The organism is Nonomuraea sp. NPDC051941 (genome assembly GCF_044593615.1).
The window spans coordinates 99,484-123,099 of the sequence record NZ_JBIUCF010000042.1 but is presented as its reverse complement, the minus strand read 5'-3'; the positions used below and the strand labels follow the sequence as shown (position 1 = coordinate 123,099).

Annotated in this window: 26 protein-coding genes; 7 read left to right on the top strand and 19 right to left on the bottom strand. The window is 69.7% G+C overall.

From position 1 onward, the window contains the following. Positions 1-54: 54 nt before the first annotated feature. Positions 55-1,293, bottom strand: a complete 1,239-nt coding sequence (locus ACIHFD_RS49020) for a geranylgeranyl reductase family protein (protein ID WP_355210271.1) — start codon at positions 1,291-1,293, stop codon at positions 55-57. Positions 1,294-1,553: 260 nt separating this feature from the next. Further along, positions 1,554-2,270, bottom strand: coding sequence for a demethylmenaquinone methyltransferase (locus tag ACIHFD_RS49015; protein ID WP_397372725.1), 717 nt, complete (start codon positions 2,268-2,270; stop codon positions 1,554-1,556). A gap of 106 nt (positions 2,271-2,376) precedes the next feature. Between ACIHFD_RS49015 and ACIHFD_RS49010 the strand changes: the two genes are divergently transcribed. Continuing rightward, on the top strand, positions 2,377-3,582 hold the full coding sequence (locus tag ACIHFD_RS49010) for a hypothetical protein (RefSeq protein ID WP_397372724.1): 1,206 nt from the start codon (positions 2,377-2,379) through the stop codon (positions 3,580-3,582). Here the strand turns inward: ACIHFD_RS49010 and ACIHFD_RS49005 are convergent. Further along, a complete protein-coding gene (locus ACIHFD_RS49005) occupies positions 3,579-3,797 on the bottom strand; it encodes a DUF4229 domain-containing protein (RefSeq protein ID WP_397372723.1) in 219 nt (72 codons plus the stop codon). The genes ACIHFD_RS49010 and ACIHFD_RS49005 overlap by 4 nt on opposite strands. A 257-nt stretch (positions 3,798-4,054) precedes the next feature. Here ACIHFD_RS49005 and ACIHFD_RS49000 point away from each other — a divergent pair, with 257 nt between their 5' ends. Beyond that, entirely contained in the window at positions 4,055-4,276 is a 222-nt protein-coding gene (locus ACIHFD_RS49000; protein WP_026214226.1) for a BldC family transcriptional regulator, read from the top strand. A 136-nt stretch (positions 4,277-4,412) separates the two neighbouring features. Here the strand turns inward: ACIHFD_RS49000 and ACIHFD_RS48995 are convergent, their stop codons facing one another. Continuing rightward, a complete protein-coding gene (locus ACIHFD_RS48995; protein WP_350739826.1) occupies positions 4,413-4,655 on the bottom strand; it encodes a hypothetical protein in 243 nt (80 codons plus the stop codon). Positions 4,656-4,665: 10 nt separating this feature from the next. Further along, a complete protein-coding gene (locus ACIHFD_RS48990; RefSeq protein ID WP_225963881.1) occupies positions 4,666-5,448 on the bottom strand; it encodes a hypothetical protein in 783 nt (260 codons plus the stop codon). Between the two features lie 414 nt (positions 5,449-5,862). Between ACIHFD_RS48990 and ACIHFD_RS48985 the strand changes: the two genes are divergently transcribed. Continuing rightward, positions 5,863-6,153 carry a PLD nuclease N-terminal domain-containing protein gene (locus ACIHFD_RS48985; protein ID WP_185069979.1) on the top strand — a complete coding sequence of 97 codons (291 nt, stop codon included), beginning with the start codon at positions 5,863-5,865 and terminating at the stop codon, positions 6,151-6,153. Between the two features lie 5 nt (positions 6,154-6,158). On the opposite strand, the gene ccsB is transcribed toward ACIHFD_RS48985, so the two are convergent. The 6 genes from ccsB to ACIHFD_RS48955 form a co-directional block, all read right to left on the bottom strand. After that, positions 6,159-7,115: a c-type cytochrome biogenesis protein CcsB gene (gene ccsB, locus ACIHFD_RS48980; RefSeq protein ID WP_397372722.1), complete on the bottom strand. Its 957-nt coding sequence runs from the start codon at positions 7,113-7,115 to the stop codon at positions 6,159-6,161. After that, positions 7,105-8,667, bottom strand: a complete 1,563-nt coding sequence (locus tag ACIHFD_RS48975; RefSeq protein WP_397372721.1) for a cytochrome c biogenesis protein ResB — start codon at positions 8,665-8,667, stop codon at positions 7,105-7,107. The genes ccsB and ACIHFD_RS48975 overlap by 11 nt, the downstream gene beginning before the upstream one ends. Further along, the gene (locus tag ACIHFD_RS48970) at positions 8,667-9,389 is read right to left on the bottom strand and encodes a cytochrome c biogenesis CcdA family protein (RefSeq protein WP_397372720.1); all 723 of its coding nucleotides are present in this window, start codon (positions 9,387-9,389) and stop codon (positions 8,667-8,669) included. The genes ACIHFD_RS48975 and ACIHFD_RS48970 overlap by 1 nt, the downstream gene beginning before the upstream one ends. Further along, positions 9,382-9,948 (bottom strand): TlpA disulfide reductase family protein, encoded by a 567-nt coding sequence (locus ACIHFD_RS48965; protein WP_350739812.1) that lies wholly within the window; start codon positions 9,946-9,948, stop codon positions 9,382-9,384. Before ACIHFD_RS48965 ends, ACIHFD_RS48970 begins: the two co-directional genes overlap by 8 nt. A 71-nt stretch (positions 9,949-10,019) precedes the next feature. Continuing rightward, a complete protein-coding gene (locus ACIHFD_RS48960) occupies positions 10,020-10,658 on the bottom strand; it encodes a histidine phosphatase family protein (RefSeq protein ID WP_363976749.1) in 639 nt (212 codons plus the stop codon). A 54-nt stretch (positions 10,659-10,712) separates the two neighbouring features. Beyond that, entirely contained in the window at positions 10,713-11,633 is a 921-nt protein-coding gene (locus tag ACIHFD_RS48955) for a LysR family transcriptional regulator (protein ID WP_397372719.1), read from the bottom strand. A gap of 184 nt (positions 11,634-11,817) precedes the next feature. Here ACIHFD_RS48955 and ACIHFD_RS48950 point away from each other — a divergent pair, with 184 nt between their 5' ends. Beyond that, positions 11,818-12,681 (top strand): EamA family transporter, encoded by an 864-nt coding sequence (locus ACIHFD_RS48950; RefSeq protein ID WP_397372718.1) that lies wholly within the window; start codon positions 11,818-11,820, stop codon positions 12,679-12,681. On the opposite strand, the gene hemL is transcribed toward ACIHFD_RS48950, so the two are convergent. From hemL to ACIHFD_RS48915, 7 genes are all read right to left on the bottom strand, one after another. Continuing rightward, the gene (gene hemL / locus ACIHFD_RS48945; RefSeq protein WP_397372717.1) at positions 12,678-13,967 is read right to left on the bottom strand and encodes a glutamate-1-semialdehyde 2,1-aminomutase; all 1,290 of its coding nucleotides are present in this window, start codon (positions 13,965-13,967) and stop codon (positions 12,678-12,680) included. The two genes, ACIHFD_RS48950 and hemL, sit on opposite strands and share 4 nt — an antisense overlap. A gap of 60 nt (positions 13,968-14,027) precedes the next feature. Then, positions 14,028-14,657, bottom strand: coding sequence for a bifunctional DNA primase/polymerase (locus ACIHFD_RS48940; RefSeq protein WP_364253611.1), 630 nt, complete (start codon positions 14,655-14,657; stop codon positions 14,028-14,030). Positions 14,658-14,860: 203 nt separating this feature from the next. Then, positions 14,861-15,844, bottom strand: a complete 984-nt coding sequence (gene hemB, locus ACIHFD_RS48935; protein WP_363976763.1) for a porphobilinogen synthase — start codon at positions 15,842-15,844, stop codon at positions 14,861-14,863. Positions 15,845-15,883: 39 nt separating this feature from the next. Further along, entirely contained in the window at positions 15,884-17,443 is a 1,560-nt protein-coding gene (locus ACIHFD_RS48930; RefSeq protein WP_397372716.1) for a uroporphyrinogen-III synthase, read from the bottom strand. Then, positions 17,440-18,351 (bottom strand): hydroxymethylbilane synthase, encoded by a 912-nt coding sequence (hemC, locus tag ACIHFD_RS48925; RefSeq protein WP_397372715.1) that lies wholly within the window; start codon positions 18,349-18,351, stop codon positions 17,440-17,442. Before hemC ends, ACIHFD_RS48930 begins: the two co-directional genes overlap by 4 nt. Further along, positions 18,351-19,607 carry a glutamyl-tRNA reductase gene (locus tag ACIHFD_RS48920; protein WP_350739787.1) on the bottom strand — a complete coding sequence of 419 codons (1,257 nt, stop codon included), beginning with the start codon at positions 19,605-19,607 and terminating at the stop codon, positions 18,351-18,353. The genes hemC and ACIHFD_RS48920 overlap by 1 nt, the downstream gene beginning before the upstream one ends. Further along, the gene (locus ACIHFD_RS48915) at positions 19,604-20,281 is read right to left on the bottom strand and encodes a redox-sensing transcriptional repressor Rex (RefSeq protein ID WP_350739785.1); all 678 of its coding nucleotides are present in this window, start codon (positions 20,279-20,281) and stop codon (positions 19,604-19,606) included. The genes ACIHFD_RS48920 and ACIHFD_RS48915 overlap by 4 nt, the downstream gene beginning before the upstream one ends. A 115-nt stretch (positions 20,282-20,396) precedes the next feature. Between ACIHFD_RS48915 and ACIHFD_RS48910 the strand changes: the two genes are divergently transcribed. Beyond that, a complete protein-coding gene (locus tag ACIHFD_RS48910; protein ID WP_192789467.1) occupies positions 20,397-20,633 on the top strand; it encodes a glutaredoxin family protein in 237 nt (78 codons plus the stop codon). Here the strand turns inward: ACIHFD_RS48910 and ACIHFD_RS48905 are convergent. Continuing rightward, positions 20,623-22,098, bottom strand: a complete 1,476-nt coding sequence (locus ACIHFD_RS48905) for an antibiotic biosynthesis monooxygenase (protein ID WP_363976772.1) — start codon at positions 22,096-22,098, stop codon at positions 20,623-20,625. The genes ACIHFD_RS48910 and ACIHFD_RS48905 overlap by 11 nt on opposite strands. Positions 22,099-22,276: 178 nt before the next feature. Between ACIHFD_RS48905 and ACIHFD_RS48900 the strand changes: the two genes are divergently transcribed. Together ACIHFD_RS48900 and ACIHFD_RS48895 are read left to right on the top strand one after the other, a co-directional pair. Next, positions 22,277-22,915 (top strand): sigma-70 family RNA polymerase sigma factor, encoded by a 639-nt coding sequence (locus ACIHFD_RS48900; RefSeq protein ID WP_350739779.1) that lies wholly within the window; start codon positions 22,277-22,279, stop codon positions 22,913-22,915. A gap of 59 nt (positions 22,916-22,974) precedes the next feature. After that, positions 22,975-23,607: a DUF5667 domain-containing protein gene (locus tag ACIHFD_RS48895; RefSeq protein ID WP_397372714.1), complete on the top strand. Its 633-nt coding sequence runs from the start codon at positions 22,975-22,977 to the stop codon at positions 23,605-23,607. The last annotated feature ends 9 nt before the right edge of the window (positions 23,608-23,616 follow it).

Below are 23,616 nucleotides of genomic sequence, written 5' to 3'. Positions count from 1 at the left end.
CCTCCGGAGTCGCCGCGCGCGCGGGCGCGCAGCCGGATCTGTCAGTTCTGAGATTCATGCTGGTGGGGCGACCTTCGAGAGAGCGTTAATGATCATGTCTGACGCATCGCCTCGCCGGTCGGTGAGATTACCAAGGAGTTTGATGGCGAAGCGCATCAGCCTCGGGTGAGGGAGACCGTGCCTGGTGCCGAAGCTCATCACGCCCGGCTTTCCGATGAGCTCGACGAACAGCCTGCCCAGGGTGAAGTATCCGCCGTAGGCGTCCTTCAGCACTTGAGGATAGGTCCTCAGAGCGCGTTCCCGGTCCGCGGGGGTCGTGCCCCTGAGGGCCTTGGCGATGACCTCCGCGGCGATCTCACCGGTTTCCATGGCGTAGGCGATGCCCTCGCCGTTGAACGGGTTGATCGACCCGCCCGAGTCGCCCACGAGCACCAGGCCGCGCGTGTAGTGCGGCTGCCGGTTGAAGGCCATGGGGAGCGCGGCGCCGCGGATGGGGGCCGTCATGTTCTCCTCGGTGAACTCCCACTCGGGAGGCATGGCCTTGCACCAGGTCCGCAGCAGGTCCCGGTAGTCGATGTTCTTGAACTGCGCGCTGGTGTTGAGCAGCCCGAGGCCCACGTTGGCGGTGCCGTCGCCGACGCCGAAGATCCAGCCGTAGCCGGGCAGCAGCTTCTCCTGCGCCCACAGCTCCAGCCAGATCTCGAGGTAGTCGTCGTCGTGGCGCGGGCTCTCGAAGTACGTCCGCACCGCCACGCCCATCGGGCGGTCCTCGCGCTTGTGCAGCCCCATCCCCAGGGCCAGCCGGGTGCTGTTGCCGTCGGCGGCCACCACCACGCGGCTGCGGTACTCGCGGCCGTCCTTGGTCGTCACGCCGACGATGTGGCCGCTGCGGTCGTCGAGGACGGGCCCCGTGACGGTCACGCCCTCCATCAGGCGCACGCCGTTCTTGACGGCGTTGGCGGCGACGATCTGGTCGAAGTCCTGGCGGGTGCGTACGAGGCCGAAGTCCGGGAAGCGCTCGAGCTGGGGCCAGTCGAGGTCGAAGCGGAGGCCGCCGCCGACGACGCGCAGCCCCTTGTTCCTGACCCAGCCGGGAGCGTCGACGTCGACGTCCATATTGAGCAGCTGCTTGACCGCCCGCGGCGTCAGGCCGTCGCCGCAGACCTTCTCGCGGGGGAACCTGGTCTTCTCCAGGAGCAGCACGTCGAGTCCGGCCTGAGCGAGGTACCAGGCGGTCGCGGAACCGGCGGGACCTGCGCCGACGACGATGACGTCAGCGTCAACTGTGCTCATGGTCGCGCCCGCTTCGCCACTCGTTGGCTCCTTCGTCGCTCTCTCGCGACGAGCTCCTGCGCTCGGCGGGTGGCTGTTGGCACGGTCACTGGACTGTCCTGTCCTACACGCTCGAAGGCCTCGGGGGTGGTGTGCTGCCTTCGTTCCTTTGTGAACCCCTTCACAAACTTGTCGGCCCGCAGTCTACTGCTTTTCCAGTACATAGTGGCAGTCGGGGTGCTGTTCTGTGATCCAAGAGGAACGGTGTGTCGCGTGTGGCCTCACGCCGCCTTGAACCCTCTGTGCAGGGCGACGATGCCCATCGTGAGATTGCGCCAGGCGACCCGCTCCCAGCCGGCGTCCTGAATGGTCCGGGCCAGCGTGCGCTGGTCGGGCCAATCCCGGATCGACTCAGCCAGATATTCATAGGAATCGTCATTCGAGCCGAACACCTTGGCCACTTTTGGCAGCAGCTTCATCAGATATTCGCGGTAGACGAGATCGAAGGGCCCGAACGTCACGTGGGAGAACTCCAAGATCACCAGTCGGCCGCCCGGCCTGGTGACGCGCAGCATCTCCCGCAGCGCCTGCCGGGTGTCGTGCACGTTGCGCAGCGCCACCGAGATCGTCACCGCGTCGAACGCGTCGTCGGCGAACGGCAGGCGCAGCGCGTCGCCCGCGATGAAGGGCACCCCCTCACCCGACAGCGCGTTGCCGCCGTGGCGGCGTACGCCGGTGCGGAGCATGCCCAGCGAGAAGTCGGACGCGATGGCCCGCGCGCCCAGCGTGGTGAACGCGTCGGTGGACGTGCCGGTGCCGGCGCCCAGGTCGAGCACGAGCTCCCCGGGGCCCGCGTCGATGGTCGCGGCCACCGCCCTGCGCCACATCCTGACCTGCCCGAGGGAGATCACGTCATTGACCAGGTCGTAGCGCCGGGCGGTGCGATCGAACATCGCGGCGACCTCGTCCGGCTGTTTGTCCAACTGAGCGCGCGTCATAGGCCAAGACTATGGGAGCCCTTCCAGGGCCGTACTCGGGGCCGTGAACACGACATTCAACGGAAAGTAACCACGAGACTACTGAACGTCTGCTAAAACTTGGCGAATGCTTGCCCGTGTCGCCCTTGCGGCGATCATCGCCTCGGCTCCCACGGCGCATTTCGGCGTCGTCTCGGCCGACCCGGTAGACAACACCCCGCACGTGCTCGACGGCATCGTCAACGCGATCACGGTCGTCGGCGACACCGTCGTGGTCGGCGGCTCGTTCAGCGAGGTGAGCGACGCCGCCCGCACCACCGCCTACCCGCGCTCCAACCTCTTCGCCTACAGCCTGACCACGGGCCGCGTCCTGCCGGGCTTCGCGCCGATCGTCCCCGGCCCCGTGTACGGCCTGGCCGCCGGCGACCATGGCACCGTCTACGTCGGCGGCGAGTTCATCGGCGTCAACGACTCGCCCGCCAGGTCGCTGGCCAGGCTCAAGCTCTCCGACGGCACGCTGGTGACCGGCTTCGCGCCGCACATCGGCGGCGGCATGGTCTCCACGCTGGCCAGGCAGGGCTCGAAGCTCTATGTGGGCGGCGACTTCACCAGCCCGCGCACCGCCCTGGCCAGGATCGACGTGACGACCGGCGCGGCCGACCCGGCGTTCGGCATCACACCCGGCGGATCGCTGACGCCCAGGGTGAAGGTCTACGCGATCGCCGCCACCCGCTACCGGCTCGCCGTGGACGGCTCGTTCACCACGCTCGCCGGCCAGTCCAGGCCGCAGCTCGGGCTCATCGACATCAGCGGCCCCACCGCCAGGCTCGCGCCCTGGCGGACGGAGGCGTACGCGCGCCCGTGCATGAGCGAGTTCCCCTCGTACGTGCGCGGCCTGGACTTCTCACCCGACGGCCACTATTTCGCGGTCGTCACCACCGGCGGCCCCAAGGGCGGGATGTGCGACACGGCCGCCAGGTTCGAGACGTACTCGAAGGGCTCTACCATCAGGCCGACCTGGGTGAACGCCACCGGAGGCGACTCGCTCTACGCGGTTTCCGTGACGGGCGCGGCGATCTACGTCGGCGGACATCAGCGCTGGCTGAACAATCCGCAGGGGCGTGACTCCGCCGGCCCCGGAGCGGTCTCACGTCCGGGGATCAGCGCCATTCATCCGACTACGGGAATGGCCCTCAGTTGGAATCCCACACGGGAGCGCGGCATCGGTGTGAAGGCGTTTTACGCGCATCGCAGTGGACTACTTGTCGGTAGCGACACGACCAGACTCGGACGGGAGTACCATGCCCGGATTGGCATGTTCCCCCTGCCCTAGTCGTCTTGCGGCTTCGGCCGGTCGATCTTGTTGCTGATGCGTTCGCTCACGGCATCACGCTGCTTGCTGAGCAGGACGTAGCTCGCTATGCCGCTGATCAAGAAAGACACCAGGATCAGCACGAACGGGTTTTGCAGGCCGAGCAGCCACAGCACCAGGAGAGTGACCGCAAAGATGCCGATCCGCGACAGTGTGTAAAGGAGAACAGGACGCACAGGTTCGAGGTTACTCGGACCCGTGGACCGGTCGCTCTTCGCATCGAACGCGAGCGATGCTACTGTTCCCAGTCAGGGAGTTTCGTAAAGAAACACCCACGAGAGCCCCAAAGAGGCTCTATCATATAACAATCGGGCAGTCAGCTGATAACAACCCGTGATCTTTGCAGAAAACCACGGATAAATCAGGCTTCGCTCGACACACTGGTTACCTGTCCGCCCGCTGGCAGGAAGCGGGATGCGAGGGGGAGAGATTGGTGGAGAGTAGCAGCGAGCGTCTGCTGACCCCAGGAGAGGTTGCCGCCCTCTTCCGGGTAGACCCAAAGACGGTTACACGCTGGGCTGCGGCAGGCCGCATCAGCAGTATCCGCACCCCCGGAGGGCATCGGCGGTTCCGCGAGTCGGAAGTGCACGCCCTTCTACGTGGCGAGGACGTTTTGACGGCCGACAGGCCGGCAGGTGAGTCCCCGCGCGTCTGACCGTGCAGACGGTGATCCTGCGACGGCAGGATCACCGCCGGCGCGCCCCACTGTTCGCGTGCTTTCGGCCACACTTCCGTCCGGCAGCATGAGGCGGCGCCAACCGCCGACCGTGGTTGGCGCCTGTCTGGTCGCCTCAGGCGTCCTCCTGCCGCGCCTTGAAGGCCAGGAACTCACGCTCCAGTTCGTCGTTCTCCTTCTCCCACTCGTTGCGGCGCTCGGCCAGCTCCTCCTCTGTCAGCGCCTCCGGCAACAACTGGTCGTAGTCCGGATCACCGGGCAGCACCTCGACGTACGCGTTCCCGATCAGACGCCCGTCTTCGCTGGTCAGGCTCTGCGGCACGCGCAGGGTCCCGTCCGCGAGCCGGATGACGTACATGTCCGATCACCTAGATTCCGTAGCGCCGGTTGAAGAAGAGCATGATGTCCAGCGCCATCCGCGTGTCTCCCCCGAGCATGTCCACGAGGGCCGGACGCTGGCGGGAGGCGATGGCGGCGAAGGCATCGGCGAAGAACTCCTTACGGCCGAGCCCCCCGCCCTGGCGGTGGAACGTCGAGGCCAGCAGCGGCATGGCCGTGTCGTAGAGGCGGACGAACTCAGGGGAGTCGGAGACCCAGCCGCCGTACGCCGAGTCGATGTCGTCGATGGCATGGCCGACCTCGTGCATCATAACGTCCGGGGTCGGTGACGGGCGGTCACCCACGACGATCTTGCGGTCGCCGTACGCGCCCGCGCAGATGTCCCAGGTGGCGCGGCCCGACGGGAGCGGGGCGCCGCGTAAGTAGCCCATGTCGTCGAGGTCCGGGACGCCGCCGCGGCCGACGTAGATGCCCTCCAGCCCGGCCGCGAGCTTCTCCTTCAGCCGCTCCGGCAGGCGGGCGAGGCTCTCCACGGCGCGTACGACGTCCGCCGACGGCGGTCCCTGCCTGGCGTCCCACTGGCGGTGCAGGATGGACTCCAGCTTGCCGCAGTGGCGCAGGCCGTCGCCCATGGACGGGATGCCGGGCCGGTTGGGCTGGGCTCTGGGCTGGTCGTCGAGCTCGAAGTCGTACCAGGTGTAGCGGGGGCGTTCGACCACGGCGGCCGGCAGTCGCTCGCCGCGCTCGCGCAACGAGAACCCGTCCCAGCTCGTCTCGGAGGGCCGTCGTACCTCGTCGCCCGGCCACGCCATCCGCTCACCCCGCTCATTACCCGGCCATCTCGAACCATCGCGCTCTCCGGGTCGCTCAGGCTGGCCTCTGGGCACGTCGGGCCCCCGCCCGCGCTTCTTGCGTGCCTTGGCGTCCGCGCGGCTCTCAAAGGGCTTCTCACGGGCGTTGAACCAGACGGAACGGTCCGCGTCGGGGGGCGCCTCGCCGCGCCGCGAGAAGAGGTACGATCCGCGCCGCCACCAACGGCCGCGCCGATGCCGGCCCTTGTCACCAGACGCCTTGGAGTCAGAAAAGGCCATCGCACCTCTCAACGCCCGTGGAGTCCGGCGACTTCGCCGCATCGGCCTCCACGGTACGACGCATGTCTTCCCCTAGTCACCTGAAACGGGACATCGGGAAGCACGATCACGTCGCGGATGGCTTACAGTTCAGGAATGGCAGGTGTACTGATCGGCCTGGCGCTGCTGGTCTTCTGGCTCTTCTCGCTGTTCGACGTGGTCACCGCACCGGAAGATGAGGTTCGGAACGTACCAAAAGCCCTGTGGATCCTGATCGTCGTCCTGATCCCGGTGCTCGGCGGTCTGGTCTGGATGGCGCGCGGCCGCCCGCGGGCCCCGCGCGCCGCGTGGCCGGTGCCCCCGGGTCCGGGCATGCCCAAGGGGCCGGACGACGACCCCGACTTCCTGCGTGACCTCGACCGCCGCATGCGTGGCGACGACGTCTGAGCCGATCAGACGTCGGCGTAGCTGTGCAGGCCGCTGATGAAGATGTTGACGCCGATCAGGTTGAACATCAGGCAGGCGAACGCCACCAGCTGCACGATCGTCGCGGCCCTGCCCCGCCATCCGGCCGTCACCTTGGCGTGCAGGTAGGCGGCGTAGGCCACCCAGGTGATGAACGACCAGACCTCCTTGGGGTCCCAGCCCCAGTAGCGGCCCCACGCCCGGTCGGCCCAGAGCGCCCCCGCGATGACCGCGAACGTCCACAGCGGGAACGAGAACACGATCGCCCGGTGCGCCACCCGCTCCAGGTCGGCCCGCGAGGGCAGACGTGACAGCCCGTCACCGCGCACCAGGTAGAGGACCCCGGCGACGCCGGCCAGCGTGAACAGGCCGCTGGCGATGATGGCGGCGGTGACGTGGATGGCGATCCAGTACGAGTCCAGCGCGGGCACGACGGGACCGGCCGCCGTGTAGAAGAACTTGACCGCCAGGCCGAGCCCGAGGGCCGCCGTGATCATCACGAAGGCGCCGAGGAAGCGCACGTTGAAGCGGATCTGGGTGCCGAGGAACGCGGTCACGGCGGCGAAGCAGATGGCCACCACGAACTCGTACATGTTGCCCCACGGCCACCGGTCCACGGACATGCCGCGGGTGGCGATGGCGGCGAAGTTGGCCGCCCAGCCGACCCAGGCGAGCACCAGGGCCACCTTGCCGGCCCTGTGCCCCCCATCTGACGGCTCCTTGACCTCCGGGGTGGCGGCGACCACGCCGTCGGCTGAAGGCCCCCCACCCGCTCCGACCGTGACCGGCTGCTTGACCTCGGACCGCTCGACGGCGGCCGCCTTGTCCGGCCGGGACCTGCCGAAGGCGAGCTCGATCGCGAACCCGACCATGGCGAGGAAGTAGAGCAGAACGGCGGCGACGACGAAAAGGTCGCTCAGCTCCGCGAGTTGCTCAGCGGACATCCTTTTCTCCTGCGGCTAGAACCTTGACGATGTCGGCGAACTCCTCGGCGAAGCCCGCCGCGGAGCCCTCTGTACGGGTCAGGCCGCCCACCTCGACCACGCCGTTCCCGATCCGCACGAACACCCTGCGGCGGCGGATCGTCAGGGACAGCGCGATGGAGACGACGGCCGTGGCGGCGAAGACCAGCACCGGCATGCGGCCGGGGTCGTAGGCCGTCTGGAGCGTGATCCACTCCTTGACCCCGGTGAACTCCAGCTTGCCCGCCCCCTTGGGCAGGTCGATCGACTGGCCGACGGCGAGCGGCTTGGGCACGCTCTTCCCCATGATCAGCGGGGTGAGCTTCTTCATGAGCTCGGGCGGCGCGAGCTCGTACACCGACCGCGGCTGGCCGGAGCGCAGCCCCAGGTCGCCGGTGAAGGCCCCGACGAGCTGCACCTCGGGGTTGAGCGAGCCGGGGAAGGCCGAGGCGTACGTGCCGTCCGTGAGCGGCACGCTGGTGGGCAGGAACTGCAGCAGGAACCCGAGCTGTGCCGGCTGGGCGTCGGGCACCTTGACCACGCATCCCGAGGTCATCGTGCCCTTGGCCTCGATGAGGCACGGCACCGGGCCCTCGAAGGCGACCTGCCCCTTGCCGTCGGTGACCTTGAAGACGGGGGCGTAGCCGTTGCCGATCAGGTACGTCTGCGTGCCGTTGATCTCCAGCGGGTCGTTGACCTTGAGGTCGTACTCGCGGGCGGGCGACCCCGGCGAGTCGTTGACCTTCAGGCGGGCCGTGTAGTCGAGCGCCTGGCCCCGCTTCTCGCCCGTCACCTGGTAGGCGACCTTGAAGTCCTCCAGCTGGAAGGAGAACGGCTCCAGCGACTCGGCCGAGACCTGGTTGCCCGGGATGAACCGGTCGTAGGCGGCCACCGTGTTGGCGAACCCGTCGCCCTCGACGACCAGGACGTTGCCGCGGTAGCCGAACAGCGAGCCGAAGCCGACCGCGAGCAGGATCCCCAGCAGGGCGACGTGGAAGAAGAGGTTTCCGGTCTCGCGCAGGTAGCCCTTCTCGGCCGACACCCACCCGTCGCCGGTCACGACGCGGAAGCGCAGCTTGCGCAGCCGCTCGGCGGCCCTTCCGGCCTCCAGATCGCCCTCGAAAGAGGCGAAGTGCGGCAGGCGGGAGACGTTCTTCGGCGCGGCAGGCGGCTTGCGGCGCAGCTCGCGCAGGTAGGTGGCGGTGCGCGGGAGGACGCAGCCGATCAGCGAGGTGAACAGCAGCAGGTAGATCGCCGCGAACCAGACCGAGGTGAACACCTCGAAGAGCTGGAACCTGTCGTACCACTCGGCCAGCGCGGGGCTCTTCTGGTAGAGCTGCGCCACCTTGTCGGGATCGACGCCGCGCTGCGGCACCAGCGAGCCGGGCACCGAGGCGAGCGCGAGCAGGAAGAGCAGGATCAGCGCCGTCTTCATCGAGGTGAGCGTGCGCCAGCCCCACCGCAGCCAGGCGACCAGCCCGAACCCCGCCTGCTGCGCCGCCCGCTCCCTCTCCTCCAACTCCTTGACGCTCATCAGATCACCGGTACGAATCCGCCGATGAGGCCCTGCATGGCAGCGATCATCTCTCCCCACAGCCCGGTCACGAGCAGCACCCCGACGGCCACCATCATGCCGCCGCCGATCCTGGTGATCAGGCGCGAGTGCTTGCGGATGGCCCGGAACGTGCGCAGGGCCCTGCTGTACGCGAGCGCCGCGCCCACGAACGGCAGCCCGAGGCCCAGCGCGTACGCGACGGCCAGGAGGGCGCCACGCGCGGCGCTGCCCTCGTTGAGCCCGAGCGCCAGCACGACGGCCAGCGTGGGCCCGATGCACGGCGTCCACCCCAGCCCGAACACCACGCCGAGCAGCGGCGCCCCGGCCAGCCCCGCGGCGGGCACCTTGTGGATGCGCACGTCGCGCATCAGCCCGGGGACGAGCCCCAGGAACGCGAGCCCGAGCAGGATGGTCAGCACCCCGAGCACCCGCGTGATGACCTCGATGTGGCCCAGCATGACCGAGCCGAGCCCGCCGAACAGCGCCCCGCTGAGCACGAACACCAGCCCGAACCCGGCCACGAACAGCACCGTCCCCAGCACGAGCCGCCCCCGCTTGGGGTCGGCGCTCATGCCGGTCACGTACGACAGGTAGCCCGGCACCAGCGGCAGCACGCACGGCGACAGGAACGACACGACCCCGGCCAGCACCGCGATCGGCACCGCGAGCAGCAGCGAGCCCGAGGCCACGACGTCACTCATCGCGCACCTTGGTCACGGTGTTGAGCAGGTCGGTGTACTTGACCGCGCCGAGCGCCCTGGCGGCGATCCTGCCCTGCTTGTCGATGATCAGGGTGGACGGGATGGCCGCCGGCGGCACCGTGCCCTGGAAGGCCAGCGCCACCTTGCCCGGCTGGTCGAAGATGTGCGGGTAGCCGGTCTTCTCGGTGCGCTCGAACGCCAGCGCGTCGGCCTGGCGGTCCTTGAAGTCGACGCCGATGAACTCCACGCCGCCGGCCTTGGTCTTGGCCGCGACCTCCTTGAGCACCGGCGCCTCCGCCCGGCACGGCCCGCACCACGACGCCCAGAAGTTGATCACCACGACCTTGCCCTTGTGCGCGGCCAGCGAGGCGGTGGCGCCGTCGAGGGTCGGCCCCTGGATCGCGGGCGCGGCCTTGCGATCGGCCGCGTCGAACACCTGCATCTTCCCGTCGCCGGCGACGAAACGGGTGTCGCCGGCCTGTGGCTGGCCGCCCTGGTTGCCCGCGCAGCCCGCGACCAGCAGACCCAGGAGGACGAGAGAGATGGACTTGGCGCGCACGGAGGAAGATCTCCTTGTACTACAACCGGTAGAGCTTGCAACTCTACCGGCGAGCCCCCTCGCTCCGGACATCAGGCCCCGGGAACGGACGGACCGGTCTGAAGCGACCCCGCCGGCTCGCTGTAGCCGATGCTGACGAGGCGGTCGCCGTCGAAGGAGAGGGTGGTGAGGCTCGCCAGCGCGCACTGCCTGCGCCGCGGATCGTGCCAGAGCCGGCGGCCCTCGGCGGCCGACCTGATCGTCCAGATGGGGAGCTGGTGGCTGACGAGCACCACCTCGTGCCCGCGTGCGGCCGCCCTGGCGTCGTCGATCACCGACTTCATGCGCCTGACGATCGACGGGTACGGCTCGCCCCAGGACGGGCGCAGCGGGTTCCAGAAATAGCGGTAGTTGCGCGGGTTGCGCAGGATCGCCAGGCCCTGGCCCACCGGGCGGCCTTGGAGCAGGTTGCCCGCCTCGATCAGGCGCTCGTCCTGGACGACGTCGAGACCGAGCTTCTCGGCGAGGGGCGCCGCGGTCTCGAGGGCGCGCTCGAGCGGGGAGCTGTAGATGGCGACGATGTCACGGCCGCCCACGGCCTTGGCGACCGTCTCGGCCATGAGCTTTCCCGTCTCGGACAGGTGGTAGCCCGGGAGCCTGCCGTACAGGACGCCGGCGGGATTGTGCACCTCGCCGTGGCGCAGCAGGTGGACGACGGTGGTTTCAGCCATGGTGTGGCCCAGCCTATCCGCTCCCCCTCTATGAGCAGCGTGAGGCCCGGCGGCTCAGTTGACGGCCCAGGCGTTCTCCTGCTTCCTGCTCGCCTCGGCCAGCGCCTCCACCATGGCCCTGATCGCGGGACGGCGCGCCGCGTCCGTGCGCCACACGGCGTAGATCCGCCGCGTCTGCCGCGGCATGATCGGCACGAGCCGCACGCCGTCCGGCACGCAGTCCCGACCGAGCCGCGGCACGATCGCGCATCCCAGCCCGGCCGCCACCAGCGCGAGCTGGGTCGGGTACTCGTCGGCCATGCACGCGATCACTGGCTCCACCGAGGCGTTGCGCAGGGTGAAGACGAGCCAGTCGTGGCAGACGGTGCCGGGAGACCCGCTGATCCAGTGGTCGTCGCGAAGCTGGGCGAGCTCCAGCTCCCTGCTGTGGGCCAGCGGGTGGTCGGCGGGCACCGCGATGTCGGCCACGTCGTCGAGCAGCGTGGCCCTGGACAGGCCTTCGGGCAAGGCCATGGGCCGGTTGAGCCAGTCCTGGATGACCCCCAGGTCCAGCTCGCCCCTGGACACCTCGCGCACCACCCGCTCCGGCTCGCGCTCGCTGAGCTGGACCCACAGGTCGGGATGGCGCTCCCGGAGCGAGGCGAGCGCGCCGGGCATGAGGCCGCGCACGGCGGTGGGGAAGGCCGCGATGTTCAGCCGGCCGACGACCTCGCCGCGCAGCGCCTCGAAGTCCGCCTCGGCGGTCTCGACCAGGGCCAGGATGCGCTCGGCGTGCTCGGCCAGGAGGCCGGCCGCGTCCGTGAGGCGCACGCCGCGCCCGTTGCGCTCCATGAGTCTGGCGCCGGTCTCGCGCTCCAGCTTGGCGATCTGCTGGGAGACCGCCGAGGGCGTGACCATGAGCGCGTCGGCGGCCGCGCCGACCGACCCGTAGACATGGACCGCATGAAGGGCCTTGAGCCGGTTCAAGTCCAACATGTAAGTCATCCTAAATGGTTTAGCGTAGAAAGTCTCGCTTGTCGTTGAATGTGTAGCGGATGAAAATAGATGCATGAGAATCCTTAAGACGAAGAAGCAGCAGCCGAGCTCCGTGTCCTACCTCAAGGTCCTGGCCGAGCAGGCTCGCGACCAGCGCATCCGCTACGAGAAGCCCGCTCGCTGAGTGCGGCCTCGCCACCTGGCCCTGGCCATCGGCCTCGCCGCCGTGTGGGGCTTCAACTTCGTGGTCATGCAGGCCGGCCTGCGGCACTTCCCGCCGCTGCTGTACGCGGGCATCAGGTTCGCCCTGGCGGCGTTCCCCGCCCTGCTGTTCGCCGGCCGCCCGGGAGTCCCGTGGCGCTGGGTCGCGGGGGTGGCGGCCACCATCGGGGTCGGCCAGTTCGGATTCCTGCTCGTGGGCATGCGAGCGGGCATGCCGGCCGGACTGACCTCACTCGTCCTGCAGACGCAGGCGATTTTCACCGTGTTGTTCGCGGTGACGCTGCTCAAGGAGCGGCTCACCGCCCGCCGCGTGCTCGGGCTGGGCGTCGCCTTCGGCGGCCTGGCCCTGGTCGCGCTCGACTTCGGGGTGTCGGGCCCGCTCGGGGCCTTCGCCCTCTGCCTGGCCGCAGCGGCCGCCTGGGGCCTCGGCAACGTGGTTCAGCGCAAGGCCGCGCCGCCCGATTCGTTCCGCTTCATGGTCTGGGTGAGCGCCTTCTCCGCGATCCCGCTCCTGCTCCTGTCGCTCTGGCTGGAGGGTGGGCCGGTGCTGGACCCGGCCGCTGAGGGCTGGCTCTCGCTCCTGTACGTGGCGTTCGTCTCAACGCTCGGCGGCTTCGGCGTCTGGGGCTGGCTCCTGCGCCGGTACGACGCCTCCACGGTGGCGCCGTACACGCTGCTGGTGCCGGTGTTCGGCATGTCGTCGGCGGCGCTGGTCACCGGCGAGCCGATCTCCTGGCCGAAGCTGGTGGCGGCGGCCCTGGTCATCTCGGGCGTCCTGTACGCGGGCACGAAGCCCCGCCGCGCACTCGCCACCACCACCTCTTAGAGCACGGCGGCAGCCGCCTTCGCCGCCGCGGGCAGCGCCTCGGCCACGCGGCCCAGCGCCTCCTCGTCGTGGGAGGCCGACAGGAACCAGGCCTCGTACGCCGACGGCGGCAGATAGACGCCCTGGTCGAGCATCGCGTGGAAGAACGCGGTGAACGCGGCCGTGTTCTGCGTCTTGGCCTCGGCGAAGTTCGTCACCTCGGCGTCCGTGAAGAAGATCGAGAACAGGTTGCCCGCCCGCTGCAGCCGGTGCGGCACCCCGGCGGCGGACAGCGCCTCGGAGGCCGCGTCGCCGACGGCGAGGGCCGCGGCGTCCACGCGCTCGTAGGCCTCGGCGTCCAGGGCGCGCAGCGTGGCCAGGCCGGCGGCGCAGGCCAGCGGGTTACCGGACAGCGTCCCGGCCTGGTAGACGGGCCCCTCGGGCGCGAGCAGGGCCATCACCTCGGCCCGTCCCCCGAAGGCCGCGGCGGGCAGGCCGCCGCCCATGACCTTCCCGAACGTCATCAGGTCGGCCTCCACCGGCTCCAGGCCGTACCAGCCCGCGGGCGAGACGCGGAACCCCGTCAGCACCTCGTCGACGATGAGCAGCGCGCCGTGGGCCGTGCACAGCTCGCGCAGGCGCGCGTTGAACCCGTCCTTGGGCGGGACGATCCCCATGTTCGCCGGGCAGGCCTCCGTGATCACGCACGCGACCTCGGCCTCCGCGAAGGCCGCCTCGACGGCCTCGATGGAGTTGTACGGCAGCACGATCGTGTCCGCCGCCGACGCCCCGGTCACGCCCGGCGTGTCGGGCAGCCCGAACGTCGCCACCCCGGACCCGGCCGCGGCCAGCAGCGCGTCGACGTGCCCGTGGTAGCACCCGGCGAACTTGATCACCTTCGACCGCCCGGTGAACCCCCTGGCCAGCCGCACCGCGCTCATCGTCGCCTCGGTGCCCGAGCTGACCAGCCGCACCTTCTCGACCGGCGCCACCCTGGCGACGATCTCCTCGGCCAGCTCCACCTCGCCGGGGGTGGCGGTGCCGTAGGAGAACCCGTGGGCCACCGCGCCCGACACGGCCTCGACGACCGCGGGGTGCCGATGCCCGAGGATCATGGGGCCCCAGGAGCACACCAGGTCGACGTACCGGTTGCCGTCGACGTCGGTGATGTGGGGGCCCTGGCCGGAGACCATGAAGCGCGGCGTCCCGCCGACCGCGCCGAACGCGCGCACCGGCGAGTTGACACCCCCGGGCACGATCCGGCGGGCGCGGGCGAACAGGTCCTCGGAGTTCTGTGTACGGCTCACCCGACCCAGGTTAGCCGGGACACACAGCGCCCTTCGGAGCGGGCACCACGAGGGCCGCGCTCAGTCGGCCAGCCACTCCAGGATGCGCAGCGGGTCGGGCAGCGGCTGCCCGTTCGGGGGCCGGAGCCAGGAGACGGGCTGCCCCGTGGGAAGGGTCGAGGGGGGCGCGAGGACGTAGCTGTCGCGGCAGTGCCACCGCAGCCCCGGCGTGTCGTCGATCGTGGCGGGATCGCAGTCGAGCTGGCACGACCACCACTCGTCCTCGTCCTCCGGATTGCCCCGCGTGGCCACATAAAACAGAACCCGGTCGCCGTTGGCGGCGACCGGGCCCGGGTGTGCTCCGGCGTTGTCGATCCGGGTGAGGGCCGACAGGCCGATGGCGAGCGGTACGTCGAAGACGTCGAACACGCGTCCGGTGGGCAGGATCACGTTGGCCTCGGGCTCGGCGTGCCACCAGCGCGTCAGCAGCGCCGTGTCCGTCGTGGCCTGCAGGTGCCAGGCGGGCGAGAGCGGATGGGCGCCCGGGTCGGGACAGCCGAGGCGGTCACAGGAGCAGGCGCGCGGCCCGTGACGCAGCGGATAAGCCCCCGGCACGACGGGCCACCCCATGGCGGCGTATTCGAGCACGGTGCCGATGCGTGTCGGCCGCGACCGTTTTCTGGTACGCCGAGCCAGTGGTACCCCCACCATTGGTGTCTCCCGTCGAGTCCCCACAGTGCCTGAAGAGGTCCCGGCTCCGGGCAGCCATACGCGCCACGCGGGACACACCAGCACTTGTCATCGCACTCTAACGCACACGCCCCACGAGTTGACGGGAAACCCCTTGGTTAGCCGCGATGGATCCGCAGCGTAGCGAGGACATCCATCGCGGCACGCGAGCGGAAGCTCGCCGATCAGATGCGCCGTGCCACTTCCGTCGCCCAGTACGTGAGGATCATGTCGGCCCCGGCGCGCTTGATCGCGACCAGCGACTCGGTGATCATGCGGTCCCGGTCCACCCAGCCGTTGGCCGCGGCCGCCTCGATCATGGCGTACTCGCCGCTCACCTGGTATGCCGCCACCGGGACGTCCACCTCGTCACGCACGCGGGTGATGACGTCGAGGTAGGCCCCCGCCGGCTTGACCATGACGGCGTCGGCGCCCTCGGCGAGGTCGAGCCGGACCTCGCGCAGCGCCTCCTCCAGCGGCCCGGCGGGGTCCTGCTGGTGGGTGCTGCGGTCGCCGAACTGCGGCGCGCACTCGGCGGCGTCGCGGAACGGCCCGAAGAAGGCGGACGCGTACTTCACCGAATAGGACAAGATCGGGACATTTTCATAACCGGCCCCGTCCAGGGCGGAGCGGATCGCCCCCACCTGGCCGTCCATCATCCCGCTCGGCGCCACCATCTGCGACCCCGCGGCGGCCTGGGCCACCGCGATCGAGGCGTAGCGCTCCAGCGTGGCGTCGTTGTCCACGTCGCCGGACGGGGTGAGGATCCCGCAGTGCCCGTTGTCGGTGAACTCGTCGAGGCAGGTGTCGGCCATGACCACGACCGCGTCGCCGACCTCGGCGTTCACGTCACGCAGCGCCACCTGCAGGATCCCGTCGGGATCGTCGGCGGCCGAGCCCCGCGCGTCCTTCACCGCGGGGATCCCGAACAGGATGATCCCCCCGACGCCCGCCTCCGCCGCCTCGTGCGCGGCCTTGCGGAGCGAGTCGCGGGTGTGCTGGAAGACGCCCGGCATCGAGGCCACGGGGTGCGGCTCGGCGAGGCCCTCCTTGACGAAGGCGGGCAGGATCAGGTCGGCGGCGTGCAACCTGGTGCCCGCCACCATCCGGCGCAGGGCGGGGCTGCGACGCAGCCGCCGCAGCCGGGCCACAGGGTACTGCGCGGTCATACGCCACTCCTCAATCGCGAGAACGCGAAGACTAGGAATTCACCTGGCTCTTCTCCTGGCGCCCCGGCGGTTCTGCGACGGCCGGCGCGGGGTGTCGCCCGCCGCCAGCGCCGCCTGGCGCTGCTTGGCCCCGTACTCGGCCACCGCGGCGGCCAGGGCGGAGGCCGACGGCTTGTCGGCCATCACGTCGACCCGGAGCCCGAACTCCTCGGCCGTCTTGGCCGTCTGCGGCCCGATGACGGCGATCACCGTGACGTTGTGCGGCTTGCCCGCGATGCCCACCAGGTTGCGCACGGTGGACGAGGACGTGAAGAGCACGGCGTCGAAGCCGCCGCCCTTGATCGCCTCGCGGATGGGCGCGGGCGGCGGCGCGGCCCGCACGGTGCGGTACGCGGTGACGTCGTCGCACTCCCAGCCCAGTTCGGTGAGCCCGGCCACCAGCGTGTCGGTGGAGATGTCGGCCCGCGGCAGCAGCACCCGGTTGATCGGGTCGAGCATCGAGTCGTACGGCGGCCACTCGGCCACGAGCCCCTCGGAGGACTGCTCCCCCGACGGCAGCAGGTCGGGCTTGACCCCGAACTCGACCAGGGCCTGCGCGGTCGCCTCGCCCACGGCCGCCACCTTGAGCCCGGCGAAGGCCCGCGCGTCGAGGCCGTACTCCTCGAACTTCTCGCGCACCGCCTTGACCGCGTTGGCGCTGGTGAAGGCCACCCACTCGTAGCGGCCCGTGACGAGCCCCTTGATGGCGCGGTCCATCTGCTGCGGCGTGCGGGGCGGCTCGACCGAGATGGTCGGCACCTCCTCGGGCACCGCGCCGTACGCGACGAGCTGCTCGGACAGGCTGCGCGACTGCTCCTTGGTGCGAGGCACCAGCACCCGCCAGCCGAACAGCGGCTTGGTCTCGAACCACGACAGCTTGTCACGCAGCCCCACGGCCTCGCCGACCACGATGAGCGCCGGCTCGGTGAACCCGGCGTGCTTGAGGTCGGGCTGGAGCCGGCCGAGCGAGGACACGACGGTGTACTGCTCGGTGGTGGTGCCGCCGCTGCTGACCGCGACGGGCGTGGTGTCCGGCTTGCCGCCCGCGATGAGCGCCTTGCCGATGGCCACGGCGTCGCCGATGCCGTTGTAGATCACCAGGGTGCCGCGGCAGGCGGCGTGCGCGGCCCAGTCCTGGTCCTGCGCGGCGTCCACGACCCGGAACTCGGGGACGGCGCTCGCGGCCGGGATGCCCGCATAGGTGAGGACGGCGGTCGCGGGCGGCACGCCGGGAACGATCTCGAAGTCCACCTCCGCCGCGGCGCAGGCCGCGACCTCCTCGGTGATCGAGGAGAACAGCATCGGGTCGCCCTCGCACAGGCGCACCACGAGCTGCCCGTGTTTGGCCCGCTTGACCAGCCTGTCCTTAATGTCGTCGTCCTCGACGACCTCGACGCCTTCGCGGCAGTGGCGCAGCAAGGGGCGGTGTTCTTCGTCGCCGAGCACCACGGCGTCGGCCTTGGCGAGCAACTCGGCGGCGCGGAGCGTGAGCAGGTTGGGATCGCCGGGTCCCGCGCCCACGAAGGCGACGAATCCGGAGGTTAGACTATCGGAGCTCAATGGGAATGCTCCCCCATCAATCTGTCGGCTCCTTCGGCGATCATCTCGACCGCCAGGAGGCGGCCCAGGTTCGCGGCCTCCGAAGGAGATCCGGCGGTGGACTTGCGGACCGCCTCGCGGCCGTCGATGGCGACGACCACGGCGGTCAGGTTCAGAGTGTGCCCGTCATCGGCCGCGAAAGCACCCACCGGAGCGGCGCAACCAGCCTCGAGAGCCGCCAGCACGGCTCGCTCGGCGGTCACCGCGGAGCGCGTGCGCGGGTCGTCGAGAACACTCAGGAACTCGATGAGGTCGGCCCTGTCGGACCTGCACTCCACGGCCAGCGCGCCCTGACCGGGAGCCGGCAGCAACTCCTCCACCTCGAAGATCTGTGCGATTTCGGCGTCACGGCCGATCCTGGTCAGGCCGGCCGAGGCCAGCACGACCGCGTCGAGCTCACCTGAGGTTACCTTGCCGATACGCGTGTCGGCGTTGCCGCGGATCGGGACGTACTCCAGGTCGGGCCGGAGCGCGCTCAGCATGGCGATCCGGCGCGGCGATCCGGTGCCGACCCGGGCGCCGGGCGCCAGGTCGGCGAACTTGCGCGGGCCGACCAGCGCGTCGCGGTGGTCGTGCCGGGCCGGGATCGCCGCCAGCGTGAAGCGCGGGTCCTGCTTGGTCGGCAGGTCCTTCAGCGAGTGGACGGCGAAGTCGACCTCGTCCTCCATGAGCTTGTCGCGCAGCGCGCTGACGAACACGCCCGTGCCGCCGAGCTGCGCGAGGTGGGCCTTGGTCACGTCACCGAACGTCGTGACACCCACCAGTTCGACCGCGCGCCCGGTGAGCCGCGTGTAGTCGTCGGCCACCATCTGGGACTGCGTGGTGGCCATCAGGCTCCGGCGCGTCCCCAGCCGCAGAGCTCCCGACATCACAGCTCCACCTCCCTCACGGCCTCGGGCATCTTCGGATCGAGATTGAACAGCTCACGCAGCGCTTCCGCATAATGATCGCCGCCTGGGCAGGTGGCGAGTTGCTTGACACGCACCGTGGGCTCGTGGAGCAGCTTGTCGACGACCCGCTGCACGGTCATGGCGACCTCGTCGCGCGCCTTCTCGTCGAGGTCGGGCACCCGCATGAGCAGCCGGCCGAGCTCCGACTCGACCACGCTCGCCGCCTTGCTGCGCAGCGCCACCACGGTCGGGGTGACCTTGGCGGCCCGCTCCGCGTCGAGGTAGGCGCGCAGCTCCTCGGCCACGAGCGCGCGGACGGACTCGACGGCGTCGCCGCCGCGGGAGCCGATCCCGGACTCCTGGATGGTCTCCAGATCCACCAGCGTGACGCCGGGGACGGCCCGCACGCCCGGGTCGATGTCGTGCGGCAGCGCCAGGTCCAGCAGGAACGCCGGCCGGCTCAGCATGTCGGGCGTGATGACGTGCCGCCCGGCGCCCGTGCAGGTGATGACGATGTCGGCCCCGGCCAGCTCGTCGGCCACGGCGGCGAAGCCCACCGCACGGCCGCCGACGGACTCGGCCAGCCGCGCGCCGCGCTCGTACGTACGGTTGGCCACCACGATGTCGGTGACCCCGGCGCGCGCCAGCGTGGCGGCGGCCAGCGAGCTCATGGAGCCCGCCCCGACCACCAGCGCCCGCCGCCCGGCCAGGTCGCCCGCCAGGGCCAGGCCGGCGGAGACGAGGGACGCGCCCGCCTTGTCGATGCCGGTCTCGTGGTGCGCCCGCTTGCCGACCCGCAGCGCCTGCTGGACCAGCTCGTTGAGGGTGGCGCCGACGGTGCCGTGGCGCTGCGCCAGCTTGAGCGCCTGGCGGACCTGGCCGAGGATCTGGCCCTCGCCCAGGACCATGGAGTCGAGCCCGCACACCATGGAGAACAGGTGCTCGACGGCCCGCTCCTCGTAGTGCACGTAGAGGTGCGGCGTCAGCTCCTCGACCGGGACGCCCGAGTGGACGCCGAGCAGGCCGCTGACGGCGGTGACGGCGGCGTGGAAGCGGTCGACCGTGACGTAGACCTCGACCCTGTTGCAGGTCGAGACCACCATGGCCTCCGCGACGCAGGGATCCTGCTGCACGTCGTACAGGAGTTTGGCGAGCGCGTCACCCGTGATCGAGACGCGCTCCAAAAGCGCCACCGGAGCGGTCCGGTGGCTGAGTCCGATCGCCAGAACACTCATTGACTGTCCACCGCCATGAGTGGCCCCCCAGCCTTGCGTTGCTCGTGGAACGCGAGAATCTGCAGTTCGATAGATAGGTCGACTTTACGGACATCGACGCCGTCCGGGACGGAAAGCACAACTGGGGCGAAGTTCAGGATGCTGGTCACGCCCACGGAAATCACACGATCGCACACTTCCTGCGCCGCTGCCGCCGGTGTCGCCAGAACCACGATCGAGACTCCACGCCGCTTGATGACGGCTTCCAGTTCGTCGATGTGCTCAACATTCAACCCCGCGATGGTGTCGCCCACGACTCCGGGGTCGGCGTCCACGAGCGCCGCGACGCGGAAGCCCCTGGAGACGAAACCGCCGTAGTTGGCCAGCGCGCGGCCGAGGTTACCGACTCCGACGATCGCGACCGCCCAGTCTTGCGTCAGGCCGAGCTCGCGGGAGATCTGGTAGACGAGGTACTCGACGTCATAGCCTACGCCGCGCGTGCCGTACGAGCCGAGGTGTGACAGATCCTTGCGGAGCTTGGCCGAGTTGACGCCGGCGGCGACGGCCAGGTCCTCGGAGCTGACGGTCGCGATGCCCCGCTCGGCCATCCCGTGCAGCGCCCGGAGGTACAACGGAAGCCTGGCGACCGTCGCCTCGGGTATGCCGCGGTCACGGGGCTGGGACGGGCTCTTCACGTGCCGGAGCTCCAGGGGACGGGCGGTGTGGGGACCGCGTGAACGGAATCGAACCGTCTTTCAGGTTAATCCCTTTGTGAACCGATGCACAAAGTCGCGGCGGTAGCGTGTGCCTATGCATCGCATCACGTTGCTCGGGAAGCCCGGCTGTCACCTGTGTGAGGACGCGCGAGAGATCATCGCCAAGGTGGCGGGCGAGCTCGGGGTGCCGTGGGAGGAGATCAGCATCGAGTCCTCCGAGGAGCTTCAGGAGAAGTACTGGGAGATGATCCCGGTCACGCTGATCGACGGCGTGCAGCACGACTTCTGGCGGGTCGACGAGACCCGGCTGCGGGCGGCCCTCAGTACGTGACCGTCGGGAGCGGCACCACCTTCGCGGCGTTGACGTTGAGCTCGATGACGTTGGTGGCCAGCACCATCGCCTGCCGCTCGTTGACGAACCTCTCGACGTGGGGCTGGCGCTGGTGGTCGCGGTAGGCGACCTCGTCGCGGTAGAGCTCGTAGACGATGCGCTGCAGGGGGGCCGACTTGACCGCGTGGCAGGCGTACACGAGCGTGTCGGGCTCGCCCCGGCGCACGGCCTCGACGGTCGCCTCGGCCAGCCGGTCGAACGCCTCCCCGGCCCCGTCCATGATCGTGAAGACGGTGAGCAGGCCGTAGATGGTCGGTGAGGGCTTGCCGGAGCCGGGCTGCTGTTGCTGCTGCTGTTGGTGTTGCGGGGCGGGCGAGAACAGCTCGGCGCCCGGGTAGACCGCGCCGGTCCCCGGCATCGCGAAGTCGGGGCGCTGGGGCGGCGCCTGCGCGGCGGGCGGCGCGCCGTTCATGATGTAGCCGGTCGAGGGCCCCGAGTCGGGCGGCGGTGACATGCGCGCGGCGTAGTCGACCCCCTGGTCGCCCGCGCGGTATTCGGCCACCAGATCGCCCAGGCCCGACGACCTGCGCGGCGGGGAGGGTGGAAGCCCGGGACCGCCGGGAACGGGCTCAGGCATGCCCCTGGGGCCCGGCGGGGGCTGCATGGGCGCCTCGTCGCGGAACATGGGGCGCTCGTCGTGGTGCTGCGCGCGCTCCTCGCGACGCTGAGAGCGATCGTCCCGGCGCGAAGGGCGCTCGTCGCGGTCGGAGTCGAAATCGTCCTCGTCGTCGTCCTCGTACGGCGCCAGGGGCCGCAGCACGGTGTACCAGACGGCCGCCGCGGCGACGGCGAGCAGCGCCGTGGTGAACAGCGCCGGCACCGTGAACCTCATCGCACCCACGAGCGCCATCCCCGAGGGGACGATGACCGCCGACGCGTGCAGGTTGTCGGTGTCGTATTCGTCACCCTGGCGCCACTTGATCCCCGCCACCACGAGCATGCCGAGCATGATCAGGACGGCGACGACGTGCACGCCGAGCAGCAGCTTGTCGGGGATGATCGCCCAGAAGTTGGCGGCCGTCGGCAGCGACTTGCCCATCTCCTCGCTCTTGAGCGGGTCGAAGATGAGGATGGCCACCGACACGATCGTCAGGGCGATGCCGATCAGCCACGCGAGGAACCTCGGCGGCGCCTTCTCCGCCAGCAACTGGACCATGCCGACGGCCAGCCAGAGCGGCGCCAGCAGCGATCCCGTGATCTGGTAGATCCGGAACGTGACCGAGCCGAACCCGAAGACGTAGCCGATGCCGATCACGGCCAGTGACAGGCAAAGAGACACGACTGCAACGGTCCAGGCGATCAACCACCCCTCAGGCTCGTCGCGAAGTCGTTGAATCAGGGCGCCCACCGCGATCGCGGCCAGGAGCGCACCGGCGAAAGCTATGACGGCAACGAGGATCTCCATGATGACTCCAATGCTGCCGGACGAACCTCCCAGACCGGTAGCCGAAGAGGGAACGGGTCGGGAGACACGGTATCTGCCGATTACGCCTAGTCATGCCAGCAAGCTGTGGATTGTGGAATTTCCGGTTGATTTCTAGAGTGTTCGAGCACGCCGCACCCCTTACCCCTAGGGATACCGGATGCCTGACTCGTCACCGTTCGCCGGGCTGCTTGCGCCAACGGTCGCTGTGCCTGCCCGGACGGGCGAGCCCGCCGTGCGCGAAGAAGTGCCCGACGACATTCGCACGCTGGTGCTGCATGCCAAAAGTGGCTGCACCGATTCCTTTGGCACGCTCTACGACCGGTATGTGGATCTCGTCTACCGCTACATCTACTTCCGGGTGGGATCGCACCAATTAGCCGAGGACCTCACCAGCGAGACCTTCCTGCGCGCGCTGCGCAGGATCGGCGACTTCACGTGGCAGGGACGCGACTTCGGCGCGTGGCTCGTGACCATCGCCAGAAACCTGGTCACCGACCACTTCAAGTCCGGCCGCTACCGGCTGGAGATCCCGACGGGCGAGATCATCGACGTACCGCTCGACGGCTCGCACATCCCTGAGAACGCCGTGGTCAACGCGATCATCAACGACAGGGTGCTGCGTGCCGTACGAGATCTCAATCCCGAGCAGCAGGAGTGTGTGGTCCTGCGCTTTTTGCACGGCCTCTCGCTCGCGGAAACCGCGCTGATCATGGGGAAGAAGAGTGGAGCGATCAAAGCGCTGCAGTTCCGCGCCGTCCGGGCGCTGGCCAGGGCACTTAAGCACGATCTGGCGTAACTTCCCCCATCCGCATCTCGTTGTTCAGATGTCACTGCCGGATCCGTCAGGGAGCTGTCATGGGTAGGGCGCGCAGGGAGCGGGAGCTCGTGCTCGAGCACCTCGCGGAGCTGCGCAGCCTGCCGCTCGGAGGCATGCCCGAGCCCGCCTTCCGCGAGCGGCTGCGCGCGGAGATCCTGTCCGGCGCGCTCCTGGAAGCGCCCGAGCCGAAGGCACCCGCCCACCGCCGTCCGGCGCGCCGGCGGCCGCTGCTGTCGCAGCTGGCCACGCTGGGGCTGGCGGCGGCCTTGATGATCTCCTCCTTCGCCACGTACCAGTCGGTGCCGGGAGACTCCCTCTACCCGCTCAAGCGCGCCGCGGAGAGCACGCTCGTACGCCTCAGCAGCGACGACGCCGAACGCGGCGAACGCGAGCTCGACTCGGCCAAGACCCGGGCCAGGGAGGTCGCCACCCTGCTCGGCTCGGCCGAGGGCGGCCCGCTGGTCGGCAGGACGCTGAAGGACATGGAGGAGTCGACGCGCTCGGGCATCAGCAGGCTGGAGCGGGCGGAGCCGCGCTCCCCTAAGATCAAGACCTTCGCCCGCGACCAGAAGAAGGTGGTCGGGCCGATACTCACGCAGCTCGACGACTCACAACTTGCCCAGGCGGAGGGATACCTTGACTACATCGAGGGTCTGGTCGCGCCTGACTAGGAAAGTAAG